The sequence below is a fragment of the Blautia massiliensis (ex Durand et al. 2017) genome (assembly GCF_001487165.1).
In the GTDB taxonomy this organism is placed as follows: domain Bacteria; phylum Bacillota; class Clostridia; order Lachnospirales; family Lachnospiraceae; genus Blautia_A; species Blautia_A fusiformis.
This window is the reverse complement of the sequence record NZ_LN913006.1, coordinates 1864903-1878985: the sequence shown is the minus strand read 5'-3', so window position 1 is coordinate 1878985 and position 14083 is coordinate 1864903. Positions and strand designations below refer to the sequence as shown.

General features: G+C 46.0%; 10 protein-coding genes and 1 tRNA gene. 10 read left to right on the top strand and 1 reads right to left on the bottom strand.

What is annotated here, in order from left to right; translation table 11 throughout:
• Positions 1-3: 3 nt before the first annotated feature.
• The 8 genes from BN3261_RS09595 to BN3261_RS09560 all read left to right on the top strand — a co-directional run bounded on the left by BN3261_RS09595 (position 4) and on the right by BN3261_RS09560 (position 9366).
• Positions 4-960, top strand: a complete 957-nt coding sequence (locus tag BN3261_RS09595) for a glycosyltransferase family 2 protein (RefSeq protein ID WP_059086137.1) — start codon at positions 4-6, stop codon at positions 958-960.
• 108 nt (positions 961-1068) lie between these two features.
• Positions 1069-2472, top strand: a complete 1404-nt coding sequence (locus BN3261_RS09590) for an undecaprenyl-phosphate glucose phosphotransferase (protein ID WP_022426969.1) — start codon at positions 1069-1071, stop codon at positions 2470-2472.
• A gap of 18 nt (positions 2473-2490) precedes the next feature.
• A complete protein-coding gene (locus BN3261_RS09585; protein WP_059086136.1) occupies positions 2491-3843 on the top strand; it encodes an LCP family protein in 1353 nt (450 codons plus the stop codon).
• 71 nt (positions 3844-3914) lie between these two features.
• Positions 3915-4844, top strand: a complete 930-nt coding sequence (locus BN3261_RS09580) for a glycosyltransferase family 2 protein (protein WP_059086135.1) — start codon at positions 3915-3917, stop codon at positions 4842-4844.
• A 150-nt stretch (positions 4845-4994) separates the two neighbouring features.
• Complete coding sequence (locus tag BN3261_RS09575) at positions 4995-6560, top strand: S1C family serine protease (protein WP_110925790.1); 1566 nt, start codon at positions 4995-4997, stop codon at positions 6558-6560.
• Positions 6561-6696: 136 nt separating this feature from the next.
• The gene (gene clpX / locus BN3261_RS09570) at positions 6697-8082 is read left to right on the top strand and encodes an ATP-dependent Clp protease ATP-binding subunit ClpX (protein ID WP_022426973.1); all 1386 of its coding nucleotides are present in this window, start codon (positions 6697-6699) and stop codon (positions 8080-8082) included.
• A 42-nt stretch (positions 8083-8124) separates the two neighbouring features.
• Complete coding sequence (locus BN3261_RS09565; protein ID WP_059086134.1) at positions 8125-8817, top strand: zinc ribbon domain-containing protein; 693 nt, start codon at positions 8125-8127, stop codon at positions 8815-8817.
• An 81-nt stretch (positions 8818-8898) separates the two neighbouring features.
• The gene (locus BN3261_RS09560) at positions 8899-9366 is read left to right on the top strand and encodes a signal peptidase II (RefSeq protein ID WP_059086133.1); all 468 of its coding nucleotides are present in this window, start codon (positions 8899-8901) and stop codon (positions 9364-9366) included.
• Positions 9367-9433: 67 nt separating this feature from the next.
• Here BN3261_RS09560 and BN3261_RS09555 read toward each other — a convergent pair.
• Positions 9434-9517, bottom strand: a tRNA-Leu gene (locus BN3261_RS09555).
• A 237-nt stretch (positions 9518-9754) separates the two neighbouring features.
• Here BN3261_RS09555 and BN3261_RS09550 point away from each other — a divergent pair.
• Positions 9755-10831 (top strand): carbamoyl phosphate synthase small subunit, encoded by a 1077-nt coding sequence (locus BN3261_RS09550; RefSeq protein ID WP_015527400.1) that lies wholly within the window; start codon positions 9755-9757, stop codon positions 10829-10831.
• Positions 10831-14046, top strand: a complete 3216-nt coding sequence (gene carB / locus BN3261_RS09545; RefSeq protein WP_059086132.1) for a carbamoyl-phosphate synthase large subunit — start codon at positions 10831-10833, stop codon at positions 14044-14046. Before BN3261_RS09550 ends, carB begins: the two co-directional genes overlap by 1 nt.
• Positions 14047-14083: the final 37 nt, after the last annotated feature.

Sequence of the window (14083 nt, the reverse complement as noted above, 5' to 3'; positions counted from 1 at the left end):
GCAATGCAGGAAGTATCAGTAGTCATACCAAACTTTAACGGAATGGCATATCTGGATGGTGTTCTTTCCAGTCTTGAAAGACAGACTATCCGTAATTTTGAGGTTATACTAGTGGATAATGGTTCCACTGATGGCAGCTGTGCGTTTGTTTCGGCGGAATATCCATGGGTACACATGATACAGCTTCCGGAGAATTACGGCTTCAGCAGAGCCGTCAATGAAGGGATCCGTGCGGCACGTTCCCCATATGTGCTGCTTCTGAACAATGATACGGAAGCGGAACCGGATTTCCTGGAGGAGATGGTTGCTGCCCTGCGCAGACATAAGAAGGCATTTTCCTGTCAGGCAAAGATGATCCAGCTTCATGACAGGGACAAGATGGATGATGCCGGAAATTATTACTGTGCCCTTGGCTGGGCTTTTGCCAGGGGAAAAGGCAAGGATATCCGCCATTATGACCGAGAGCAGAAGATTTTTTCCACCTGTGCGGGAGCTGCGATCTACCGTAAGAAATTTATTGACAGGATCGGAGATTTTGATGAGGAGCATTTTGCTTATCTGGAGGATCTGGATATCGGCTATCGTGCCAGGATCTGCGGTTATCAGAACTGGTATGCTCCAAAAGCGAAGGTTTATCATGTAGGAAGCGGCACCAGCGGCTCCAGATATAATCAGTTTAAGATCCGGTATTCTTCCAGAAACAATATTTATCTTATCTATAAGAATATGCCGTTTCTCCAGATCGTGCTGAACCTTCCGTTTTTTCTGGTGGGATTCGGTGCGAAGATCCTGTTTTTTGCGTCCAAGGGATTCGGACGTGAGTACCTTGCAGGCATCAAAAACGGCTTTCAGATCAGCCGCAAAAACAAAAAAGTCAGATTTTCCATGAGGAATCTTCCGCGTTATATACAGCTCCAGTTTGAACTCTGGATCAACATTTTTAGGCGTTTTGCCGGTTAAGACATCATATTTTCACAGAATTTTTATATTTCGGAGGGAAGATTTTATTGCTTTTGAGTTTCATCTATTATAAGATAAAAGCAATGAACTTAAATGAGGTGGCGGAAATTGATTAAAGACAACCAGAAAAATTTCAGTCGTCTCCATATGCTGATCGATGTATTTGTGATCGCGGCCTCCTATGCCCTGGCCTGGTTGATCCGTTTTCAGGGAATTTTTGAACATTCGGCGGTCCAGTCCAAGACCGTCCAGGAATATATGTTTATGCTGATATTCATTATTCCGGGATATTTACTTCTTTATCAGGCCTTTGATCTTTATACACCGATGCGAATGCAGGGGCGTCGTCTCGTACTTGCCGGAATTGTGAAGGCAAATGCGTTAGGGCTCCTTATCATCATGTTTGCACTTTACAATTTTAAAGAGCTGGACTATTCCCGTCTTACTCTGGTTTCTTTCTGTGTGATCAATATCGTCCTGGAATGGTTTGTGCGTATGGTCATATTTTACATTCTCCGGGATATGCGCAAAAAAGGAATGAACCAGAAACAGGTGCTGCTGGTAGGATACAGCCGTGCTGCCGAGGAATATGTAGACAGGATCCTGCAGAATCCGCAATGGGGATACGTGATCAGGGGCATACTGGATGACAATGTGCCGGCAGGCACTACTTATAAGGGCGTTAAGGTGATCGGTCGAATCGCCAATCTGATGATCATCCTTCCATCCAGTCGTCTGGATGAGATAGCCATTACCCTGGGCTTAAGTGAGTATTATCGTCTGGAAGAGATCGTTGCACTCTGTGAAAAATCCGGCGTGCACACAAAATTTATTCCGGATTATAATAATATTATTCCGACCAAACCATATACAGAAGATATTCTCGGGCTTCCGGTGATCAATATCCGGTATGTGCCCCTGAGCAACACGTTTAATGCACTGATCAAGAGATCTATGGATATTGCAGGCGCGATCGTTGCGATCATTGTGTCCTCACCGGTGATGCTGGTGTTGTGTATGCTGATCAAGCTGACTTCGCCGGGACCGCTGATCTATAAGCAGGAACGTGTCGGGCTTCACAATCAGACTTTCCGGATGTATAAATTCCGGTCCATGGAGATCCAGAAAGAATCAGAAGAAAAAAAGGCGTGGACAGTAAAGAACGATCCAAGAGTTACCGGAATCGGTAAATTTATGCGTCATACCAGTCTGGATGAGCTTCCACAGCTTTTTAACATTCTGAAGGGTGAGATGAGTCTTGTGGGACCAAGACCGGAGCGGCCGTTTTTTGTAGAAAAGTTTAGGGAGGAGATACCACGTTATATGGTCAAGCATCAGGTGCGGCCGGGTCTTACCGGGTGGGCACAGGTAAATGGCTATCGTGGAGATACTTCTATCAGAAAAAGGATAGAGTGTGATCTGTATTATATCGAAAACTGGTCTGTGGGATTTGATATAAAGATCATGTTTCTTACCATATTCAAAGGATTTATTAATAAGAACGCATACTAAAAAGGGGAAAAGGAAAAGATGTCAAAACCTCGGAAAAAAAGCAAGAAGATTTTATTTATCCTGGAGATCGTCGTACTGCTCCTGTTTATCGGAGGTCTGTTCGTTTATGGTCAGATCTCAGCCAAACTGGATAAGATCGACATCCAGGAAACAGATCTTGCAGACCAGGATATTGTAACTAATGATCAGGCACCGCATATGACGGGATATACCACCTATGCACTGTTCGGACTGGACCACAGAAGCAAGAATGAGAAGCTGAATACAGAGAACAGTGATACCATCATCATTGCGAGTATCAACAATGATACGAAGGCAGTCAAACTTGTGTCTGTCTATAGAGATACCCTTCTCAATGTAAAGGATGATACCTATTCCAAAGCCAATTCGGCATATGCATTTGGCGGACCGACCAACGCGGTTTCCATGCTGAATACGAATCTGGATCTGAATATCACAGATTATGTTGCCATTGATTTTAATGCGCTGGTAACTGTGGTAGACTGCCTCGGAGGATTGGACATCCCTCTTTCCTATGCGGAGATCGTTCATATGAACAATTACTGTGTGGAGACATCAGAGGAAACCGGAAAGAGCTACACACCGATCGAACTGCCGGATCCGAAGCCGGAGGATGAGGAAGCAATCGTAGATACCTATCATCTTAATGGTGTACAGGCTACCTCCTACTGCCGTATCCGTTATACTGCAAGTCTTGATATGGGACGTACCGAGAGACAGAGACGAGTGATCCAGATGATCGTAGATAAGGCGAAAAAGGCAGGACTTTCCACTATCTTTGATATTATGGATCAGGTATTCCCGATGGTAAAAACTTCTGTTTCCAAAACAGAGATCCTGAAGATGATCCCGGCTATGATCGGCTACAGTATTGATGAAACTACAGGCTTCCCCAACGATTATAAATTTGCCCAGGTAAAGGGCAGCGTTATCGTACCTACCACACTGGAATCCAATGTTCTGAAGATGCATCAGTTTCTGTATGGAGACACCAGTTACACTCCGACGCAGGATGTACTCAACAGAAGTGCCCAGATTACAAATATCGCAGGCGGAGGCGACGTGCAGGACACTGCACCTGCGGTGACAGATACACCGAATGACGCAACGGATGATTCGTACACGTGGCAGGGAGATACATCCACAGATTACAGCAGTACGGACACAAGTGATGATGCTGATTACAGCACAGACACAGATTATGATTCGGATTACTCCGGAGACGATTACAGCACAGATACGGATTATTCCGGAGACGATTACAGCACAGATACGGACTATTCCGGAGGCGATTCCGATACGGATTATAACGATTATACCGACGGAGAAGATTATTCGGAGAATGAATAAAACATCAAAATGAGCAACCAGCAGAAGGGACCATCCAGTAACGGGTGGTCCTTTCTGGACAGGAGACAAATATGAGAACATTAAAAACAGACGTGATCATCCCGGCATACCGTCCGGGAGAAGAATTTGAAAAACTGCTGGAAAGACTCAGCGCACAGAAATATCCTATCAATAAGATCCTTGTCATGAATACAGAAAAGAAATTCTGGAAAGAGACCTGGGAACAGGAATATCCGCTTGTGGAAGTCCGGCATCTTACAAAAGAAGAATTTGACCATGGCGGTACCAGAAGGCAGGCGGCAGAGCTTTCGGATGCGGAGATCCTTGTATTTATGACACAGGATGCAATGCCGGCAGACAGGGAACTGATCGGAGCACTGGTAGGAGCTCTTGCAGAGAATCCACAGGCAGGAGCCGCTTATGCGCGTCAGCTTCCAAAAAAGGACTGCAGATTTCTGGAAAAATATACCCGTTCCTTTAATTATCAGGAACAGTCCTGTCTGAAAACGGAAAAAGATGTACAGACCTACGGGATCAAAACATATTTCTGCTCCAATGTCTGTGCTGCTTATGATCACAGGATCTATGATGAGATTGGTGGATTTCCGGAGCATGCTATTTTTAATGAAGATATGATCTATGCAGGCTGGATGGTAAAAAAAGGCTATGGAGTTGCCTATGTATCAGAAGCGCGTGTATATCATTCTCACAATTACACCTGTATGCAGCAGTTCCACAGGAATTTTGATCTGGGAGTTTCCCAGGCGGAGCATCCGGAGGTTTTTGAAGGAGTGCCTTCCGAAGGTGAGGGCATCCGGCTGGTAAAAAAAAGCATGGCATATCTTCTGAAAACAGGCCACATATGGCTGATCCCCGGACTGTTTTTGCAGAGCGCTTCCAAATACGCCGGATATTTTCTCGGAAAACGATACAAAAAGCTCCCTGAAAAAATGATCCGATCCTGCACCATGAATCCGGAATACTGGAAAAAGAACAAATAAGAGCAGGTCACGGTTTTTTAAAAGAGATATCACAGTTTAAACACAATTCCCTGTTAAACTGTCTTTTATAAGAGAAATAAATGTTACTGAGAACGGAGTGAGCAGTAACAGATACATGCATCAGATAACATAGAAGGGAGCACCAGAGGCATGAGTGAAGAGAATAAATGGGGGACAGGCTTGCCGGATGAGGATAAGAATGCTTCGGCAGAACAGAAACCGCTGACGCATCCTTATTCTGAGGGACGCAGGATGCAGGAGAGCGGACAGGACAGTTATGCAGGTGCCGGACAGAGTGAAGGCACTTCGCAGGAGAAACCAAAATACGGACATTATGAGGTGCATCAGCCTCAGGCCGGTAATTATGCCGGTGGAAATATACCGCCCAAAAAGCCGCGGAAAAAGAGAGATTTTTCAGGCCACAACAGCTTTGGAAAGAAAGCAGCCACTGTGGTGGCACTGGCTGTGATCTTTGGGCTGGTAGCCGGAGTAGTTTTTCAGGGTGTGAATATTGCAGCAGATAAATACAGAGGAAATGACAGCAGTACAACGATCGGAAAGACAGAAACAGTTACCGGGACAGAGGACAGTACTGACAGTAGCTCTGCGGATTCTACTGTGAAGGATATTGTGGCAGAGAGTGGTACAGTGGCCGGTGTAGCCCAGGCAACCATGTCTTCTATCGTTGCCATTACATCTGTCAGTGTGCAGGAAATCCCAAGCTTTTTCGGATATGGAACGAGGCAGTATCAGAGTGCAGGAAGTGGTTCCGGTATTATTGTAGGAGAAAATGACAGCGAGCTTCTCATTGCGACTAACAACCATGTGGTATCTGGAGCGACTACACTTACTGTGTGCTTTGCAGGCAGTGATGTGGTAGGAGCGGAAGAAGAAACCCAGGCTATGGCAAGCAGCTCCGATGGAGATGCGGATGTGGATAATGCAGTTTCTGCCAAGATCAAAGGCACCGATGAAGAGAATGATCTGGCAGTGGTGGCAGTGGAGAAATCCGATATTCCGGATGAGACCATGGATGAGATCAAGATCGCACAGATGGGAAGCTCGGACGATCTTGTAGTTGGTGAGCAGGTGGTTGCCATTGGCAATGCACTGGGCTATGGACAGTCAGTTACCTCCGGATGGATAAGTGCCCTTAACAGAAGCATTAGTACAGAGGACGGAGAAGCCAGCGGACTGATCCAGACTGATGCAGCAATCAATCCCGGAAATAGTGGCGGTGCACTTCTGAACATGAACGGTGAAGTGATCGGTATCAATGCGGCCAAGTATGCAGACAGTCAGGTGGAAGGCATGGGATATGCCATTCCGATCTCCAAGGCAGAGCCGATCCTGGAAGAACTGATGAACCGCGAAACCAGAGATAAGGTGGAAGATTCTTCCAAGGTAGGATATATGGGAGTCAAGGCTGCTGATCTTACAACAGAAGCCATCCAGATGTATAATATGCCGGCAGGTGCTTTTATTACTGAGGTAACGGAAGGTGGCGCAGCAGATAATGCAGGGATCAAAAAAGGCGATATCATTGTGAAGCTGGATGGACAGAAGGTAAGCGGCAAGGATGACCTTGTTGATAAGCTGCAGTATTATGAGGCAGGAGAAACCATCGAAGTGGTGATCTCCAGAGCGAACAGCGGAGAGTACAAGGAACAGACGGTTGAAGTGACCCTCGGAAGCAAACCCTCTTCTGACAAATAAAAGAAAATACAGGATAACCATTTATAAACCGGGGAGCTGCATGTTCTTATGCAGCTCCCCGGTTTATAAAAACTTAATTTGATACAGCCGGATTATGTGCTATAATATGCATAATAAAAACCAGAAAGGAAATGTTATGGCAGATCAGTTTGATAATAATAAAGACAATGACCAGGAGCAGAAATACGAGAAATTCTGTTTTTTATGCCGCAGACCGGAGAGTCAGGCAGGGAAGATGATCGACCTTCCTAATCATATACATATCTGTGCGGATTGCATGCAGAAAAGCTTTGATACTATGAACACCCAGATGAACAATGGAAATTATTCCGATCTTTTTAACATGCCGAATGTGAGCATGATCGATCTCAGCAGTTTCCAGAATCCCGGAAACCAGGCGAAGAAGATCAAGAAAAAATCAGAGACTCCGAAGCCGGTGATCGATCTTAAAGATATTCCTGCACCACATAAGATCAAAGCAACTCTGGATGAATATGTGATCGGACAGGAATATGCCAAGAAGGTAATGTCTGTAGGTGTATACAACCATTATAAAAGAGTTGCCACAGATACCATGGATGATATTGAGATCGAGAAATCCAATATGCTGATGATCGGACCTACAGGCTGCGGTAAGACTTATCTGGTGAAGATGCTTGCCAGACTTCTTCAGGTACCGCTTGCCATTGCAGATGCCACATCTCTTACAGAGGCTGGTTATATCGGTGATGATATCGAGAGCGTAGTATCCAAGCTCCTTGCGGCTGCAGATAATGATGTGGAGAAGGCAGAGCACGGGATCATTTTCATCGATGAGATCGATAAGATCGCAAAGAAGAAGAATACCAACCAGAGAGATGTCAGCGGAGAGGCTGTCCAGCAGGGACTTCTGAAACTTCTGGAGGGAAGTGAAGTGGAAGTTCCGGTGGGTGCTACCAGCAAGAATGCCATGGTACCTATGGTGACTGTAAATACAAGGAACATTCTGTTTATCTGTGGCGGTGCGTTCCCGGATCTTGAGAATATCATCAAAGAAAGACTGAATAAACAGGCGTCTATCGGATTTTATGCAGATCTGAAGGACAAATATGATGATGATCCGCATGTGCTGGAGAAAGTAACGGTAGATGATCTCCGTGCATTTGGAATGATCCCGGAATTTATCGGTCGTCTTCCGATCATCTTTACCCTGAACGGGCTGACGGAAGATATGCTTGTGAAAATCCTCAAGGAGCCGAAGAACGCCATTCTGAAACAGTACAAGAAGCTTCTGGCACTGGATGAAGTAAAACTGGAGTTTGAGGACGGTGCCTTACATGCCATTGCCCGTAAGGCATTGGAACGCCATACAGGAGCCAGAGCTCTCCGGGCTATCCTGGAGGAATATATGCTGGATATCATGTATGAGATCCCGAAGGACGACAATATCGGTGAGGTCGTGATCACAGAGGGATACATTCAGGGCAACGGAGGTCCGAAGATCCTTATGCGTGGACAGGAGATCCCGGCACTGGAAGGATAAGAAACAAGAAGATTCTTTAATATATAAAGGAGCGTGACAGATATGGCAAAAAGCAGTTTTTGGGATGATCTGGGAAACACACTGACAAGAAAGGCAAAGGGCTTAAGTTCCAGAGCAGAGAATCTCTATGAGATCCAGAAAATCCGTAACAAGCTCTCTGCACAGGAGCGTATGACCGAAAAGCTGATGATGGATATCGGAAAGATGATCTATACACGTTATGAGCAGGGAGAAGCCGTTGACGGTGAGACGGGAGCTATCTGCGAGGAGATCAGCCAGCACATGCTGGAGGCAGATCACTACAGAGATGCGATCGCTGCCAGTAAAGGGGAGAAGTTCTGCCCGGCCTGCCATAAGGCGGTGATGCGGGAGGCCAGCTTCTGTCCGTATTGCGGAGCGGCGTGTCCTACAGCGGAGCTGGAAGAGAAAGCTGCCGATGTGATCGAGCAGGCAGAGGAGGAGCTTGAAGAGGCTGCTGAGGCAGAGGTGACAGAAGTATCGGAGACAGAAGCGGAAGAAAACGCAGAAGCTACAGAAGTGGCAGCAGATCCGGAAGAGACAGTAGAAGCGTCAGAAGTAGTAGAAACAGCAGAAACCGCAGAAGCGTCAGAAACAGAAACATCAGGATCAGATCCGGAATTGGAAGAGGAAAGAACGGAAGTGGGATCTGCAGAAACAGAGGAGCCTGCGGCTGATCCGGAAAATACAGAAACAACAGAAGAAAAAACAGAATAACCATAAGCATATAAGGCAGGCTTTCCCCAGTGGGAGCCTGCCTGAATATTATGCAGACCACAGAAATAAGGAGGGGGAATAATGTTGTGGAATTTACTGACGGCGGGAATCTTTGGTACAGACTATTATATAAAGGAGAAAATCAACACATCGGAAAAGAAAGATCTGAAGGAAAAGTGCCTAGGAGGCAGACTGATCGTAAGAAATTGCCATAATCATGGGATGATGCTTGGAATATTAAAAAACAAAGATAAAGAATTCCTGAGAGATCTTGCATCTATGGTGCTGGGCGGTGCAATCTGGGAGTATATACGTACTTCCGGAGAAAAAGGCACACGCATATCCAAACTTGGGCTTTCCATGATCCTGGGCGGCGGTCTGAATAATTATACGGAACGTCGCAGAAAGGGATATGTCACGGATTATGTGAGCTTGAATGTGGAAAATCCGAAGCTTAAGAAGGTCGTATTTAATATTTCGGATTTTTTCATATTTACAGGTGCGCTTCTCTGGGGCGGGAGCGAGATCTTTTCTGAAAAAGAAAAATAAATAAAAAAACAGAAGTGCCGGTGTTGGGCGCTTCTGTTTTTTTGATTTTGGATAAAATAAAAAAGAATGCAGGAAATGGGACTTGAACCCACACGATCTTGCGACCACAGGCACCTGAAGCCTGCGCGTCTGCCAATTCCGCCATTCCTGCATTTTTTCAACCGGCTTGCTTTGCTTTGTTTGCTCCGCTCGTCGACTGCTCACTTATAATAACTCAGGAATGGGATAATGTCAATAGAAAAATTCAAAAAAATTAAAAAAATTCAAAAAAAATATTTTAAGTTAGTTTTATACATTTTTTTTGCATATGGTGTTGAAAAATGACGATTCCTGTGATACAATCTTGAAGATTTAGGATAAAATAAGAGAACAAAGAAAGGGAGATTGTATGAAAGCATTTCTGATATTGGAAGATGGCCATGTATTTACAGGAACTAGCATTGGTTCTGCAAGGGAAGTCATCAGTGAAATTGTCTTTAACACTTCCATGACCGGTTATCTGGAAGTAATGACAGATCCTTCTTACGCAGGACAGGCGGTGTGTATGACATATCCGCTGATCGGAAACTACGGAATCTGTTATGATGACCAGGAATCAAGGAAGCCGTGGATTGACGGATTTATTGTACGCGAATTATCACGAGTTCCCAGCAACTTCAGAAGCGTAGACACCATTCAGCATTTTCTGAGCAAAAACGACATTCCGGGAATCGCAGGAATTGATACCAGAGCACTGACTAAGATCCTTCGTGAGAAGGGAACCATGAACGGAATGATCACAGTTGATGAGAACTATGACCTGGATACAATCATCCCCAGATTAAAAGCATATACAACAGGAAAAGTGGTAGAGAAGGTTTCCTGCCGCGAAAAGGAAGTGCTTAAGGGGAACGGACCGAAGGTTGCCCTTCTTGATCTGGGCGCCAAGAAAAACATTGCACGCTCACTGAATGAGAGAGGATGCCAGGTTACTATTTACCCGGCTCTGACATCTGCAGAAGAGATCCTTGGAGACAATCCGGACGGCATCATGCTCAGCAACGGACCTGGAGATCCGAAGGAATGTACTTCTATTATTAAAGAGATCAAAAAACTTTATGACTCTGATGTACCGATCTTTGCCATCTGTCTTGGACATCAGCTTATGGCTCTTGCAACAGGCGGAGACACCCATAAGATGAAATACGGTCACAGAGGCGGAAATCATCCGGTTAAAGACCTTGAGACAGGAAGAGTATATATTTCCTCCCAGAACCATGGCTACGTTGTAGATGCAGAGGGACTTGAGGAGAAAAATATCGCACATCCTGCATTTGTAAACGTCAACGACGGAACAAACGAGGGTATGGCATATAACGGAAAGAACATCTTTACTGTACAGTTCCATCCGGAAGCATGCCCGGGACCACAGGATTCCAGTTACCTTTTTGACAGATTCATGAAGATGATGGGAGGAGAGAAATAATGCCAAGGAATAAGGACATAAAAAAAGTACTTGTAATCGGCTCAGGCCCGATCATAATCGGCCAGGCAGCAGAGTTTGACTATGCAGGAACCCAGGCATGCCGCTCCCTGAAGGAAGAGGGCATGGAGGTTGTACTTTTAAACTCCAATCCTGCTACCATCATGACAGATAAAGACATCGCAGACAGAGTTTACATCGAGCCTCTGACTGTTGAAGTCGTAGAGCAGCTGATCCTCAAAGAGAAACCGGACAGTGTACTTCCTACACTGGGCGGACAGGCAGGTCTGAACCTTGCCATGGAGCTTGAGGAAAAGGGCTTCCTGAAAGAGCACAATGTACGTCTCATCGGTACCACAGCAGCAACGATCCGTAAAGCTGAGGACCGTCAGGAATTTAAGGATACAATGGAAAAGATCGGCGAGCCGGTTGCAGCATCCAAGGTCGTAACAACTGTAGAAGACGGTGTTGCGTTTACTCAGACTATCGGTTATCCGGTTGTTCTCCGTCCTGCATATACACTTGGCGGAAGCGGCGGTGGTATCGCGCATAATGAGCCGGAGCTTCGTGAAATCCTTGAGAATGGTCTCCGTCTTTCCCGTGTAGGCGAGGTTCTTGTAGAGAGATGTATCGCCGGATGGAAAGAAATCGAGTACGAGGTAATGCGAGACAGCGCAGGAAACTGCATTACAGTCTGCAACATGGAGAACATTGACCCGGTTGGTGTCCATACCGGTGACTCCATCGTAGTTGCTCCTTCCCAGACCTTAGGAGATAAAGAATACCAGATGCTCCGTACATCTGCTCTTAACATTATTACAGAGCTTGGCATCACAGGTGGATGTAACGTACAGTACGCTCTTCATCCGGAGAGCTTTGAGTACTGCGTTATCGAGGTTAACCCTCGTGTAAGCCGTTCCTCCGCACTTGCAAGTAAGGCTACCGGTTATCCGATCGCCAAGGTTGCAGCCAAGATCGCACTGGGTTACACACTGGATGAGATCCCGAACGCCATCACAGGCAAAACATACGCAAGCTTCGAGCCGATGCTGGATTACTGTGTTGTTAAGATCCCGCGTCTGCCATTTGACAAATTCATCACAGCAAAACGTACACTGACTACACAGATGAAGGCTACCGGTGAGGTTATGAGTATCTGCCATAACTTCGAGGGCGCTTTAATGAAGGCTATCCGTTCCCTGGAGCAGCATGTAGACAGTCTGATGTCCTATGACTTCTCACATCTTTCTGATGAAGAACTGATGGACGAGCTGAACATTGTGGATGACCGCCGTATCTGGAAGATCGCAGAAGCCCTGAGACGAAATGTTTCCCAGGAGAAGCTTCATGATATCACAAAGATCGACATCTGGTTCATCGATAAGCTGGCTATCCTTGTTGAGATGGAGCAGGCTCTGAAAACTCAGAAGCTGGACAAAGACCTTCTTCTGGAAGCAAAACGTCTGGAGTTCCCGGACTACATCATCGCAGACCTGACAGGAAAGACAGAAGCTGAGATCAAAGACCTGCGTAAAGAGTACGGCATCCGTGCAGCATACAAGATGGTTGATACCTGTGCAGCAGAGTTTGCTGCAGCGACACCATATTACTATTCTGTATACGGCGATGACCAGACAGAGAACGAAGCAATCGAGACAAAAGATAAGAAAAAGATCCTGGTACTTGGTTCCGGCCCGATCCGTATCGGACAGGGTATCGAGTTCGACTTCTGCTCTGTACATTGTACATGGGCATTTGCGAAAGAGGGATATGAGACCATCATCATCAACAACAACCCGGAGACAGTAAGTACAGACTTTGATATTGCAGATAAGCTGTATTTTGAGCCGCTGACACCGGAAGATGTTGAGAATGTTGTAAATATCGAGAAACCGGACGGAGCTGTTGTTCAGTTCGGTGGACAGACAGCCATCAAGCTTACAGAGGCACTGATCAAGATGGGCGTTAAGATCCTTGGAACATCTGCTGAGAACGTAGATGCAGCAGAGGACAGAGAGCTCTTTGATGCCATTCTTGAGAAATGCCAGATCCCGAGACCGAAGGGACACACTGTATTCACAGCAGAAGAGGCGAAAAAAGCTGCCAACGAGCTGGGATATCCGGTACTTGTCCGCCCGTCCTACGTACTTGGAGGACAGGGAATGCGTATCGCTGTCAGCGATGAGGATGTGGAAGAGTATATCGGAATCATCAACCAGATCGCACAGGAGCATCCGATCCTTGTTGATAAATACCTCATGGGTAAAGAAATCGAGGTCGATGCGGTATGCGACGGTGAGGACATCCTGATCCCTGGAATCATGGAGCACATCGAGCGTGCAGGTATCCATTCCGGAGACAGTATTTCCGTATATCCGGCACAGACCATCAGCCAGAAAGCAAAAGATACCATCGCCGAGTACACACGCCGTCTTGCACAGGCACTTCATGTAATCGGTATGATCAATATTCAGTTCATCGTTGTAGGCGAGGATGTATATGTCATCGAGGTTAACCCGCGTTCCAGCCGTACAGTACCGTACATCAGCAAGGTAACAGGAATCCCGATCGTTCCGCTTGCAACAAGAGTTATCCTTGGACATAAGATCAAAGAGCTTGGTTACACACCGGGACTTCAGAAAGAAGCAGAGTACTTCGCAATCAAGATGCCGGTATTCTCCTTCGAGAAGATCAGAGGCGCAGATATCAGCCTTGGACCGGAGATGAAATCCACAGGTGAGTGCCTTGGTATTGCTAAGACCTTCAACGAGGCTCTTTACAAAGCATTCATCGGGGCAGGAATCCGTCTTCCGAAACACAAACAGATGATCATCACTGTTAAGGATGAGGATAAAGAGGATATCATCCCGATCGCAAAACGCTTCGAGGCTCAGGGATACCGTATCTTCGCAACAAGAGGTACAGCAAATGTCTTGACTGAGAACGGAATCAAGGTAACACGCACCAATAAACTGGAGCAGCCGTCTCCGAACCTGATGGACCTGATCCTTGGCCACAAGATCGATGTTGTCATCGATACACCGCCACAGGGTGTTGAGCATCAGAAAGATGGTTTCGTCATCCGTCGTAATGCCATTGAGACAGGTGTTAACGTACTTACAAGCCTTGATACTGCAGAGGCTCTGGTTACAAGTCTTGAGAATACAGACCTGAACAATCTGACTCTGGTAGATATCGCCACCATCGACAATCGATAAAAAATTGTAAATTTTGTGAAATAAAAAATTAAAAGTT

Excerpts from the sequence above, each read along its gene's own strand:
- BN3261_RS09595 (WP_059086137.1), top strand. The coding sequence starts at position 4 with ATGCAGGAAGTATCAGTAGTCATACCAAACTTTAACGGAATGGCATAT.
- BN3261_RS09585 (WP_059086136.1), top strand. The coding sequence starts at position 2,491 with ATGTCAAAACCTCGGAAAAAAAGCAAGAAGATTTTATTTATCCTGGAG.
- BN3261_RS09580 (WP_059086135.1), top strand. The coding sequence starts at position 3,915 with ATGAGAACATTAAAAACAGACGTGATCATCCCGGCATACCGTCCGGGA.
- BN3261_RS09575 (WP_110925790.1), top strand. The coding sequence starts at position 4,995 with ATGAGTGAAGAGAATAAATGGGGGACAGGCTTGCCGGATGAGGATAAG.
- clpX (WP_022426973.1), top strand. The coding sequence starts at position 6,697 with ATGGCAGATCAGTTTGATAATAATAAAGACAATGACCAGGAGCAGAAA.
- BN3261_RS09565 (WP_059086134.1), top strand. The coding sequence starts at position 8,125 with ATGGCAAAAAGCAGTTTTTGGGATGATCTGGGAAACACACTGACAAGA.
- BN3261_RS09560 (WP_059086133.1), top strand. The coding sequence starts at position 8,899 with ATGTTGTGGAATTTACTGACGGCGGGAATCTTTGGTACAGACTATTAT.
- BN3261_RS09550 (WP_015527400.1), top strand. The coding sequence starts at position 9,755 with ATGAAAGCATTTCTGATATTGGAAGATGGCCATGTATTTACAGGAACT.
- carB (WP_059086132.1), top strand. The coding sequence starts at position 10,831 with ATGCCAAGGAATAAGGACATAAAAAAAGTACTTGTAATCGGCTCAGGC.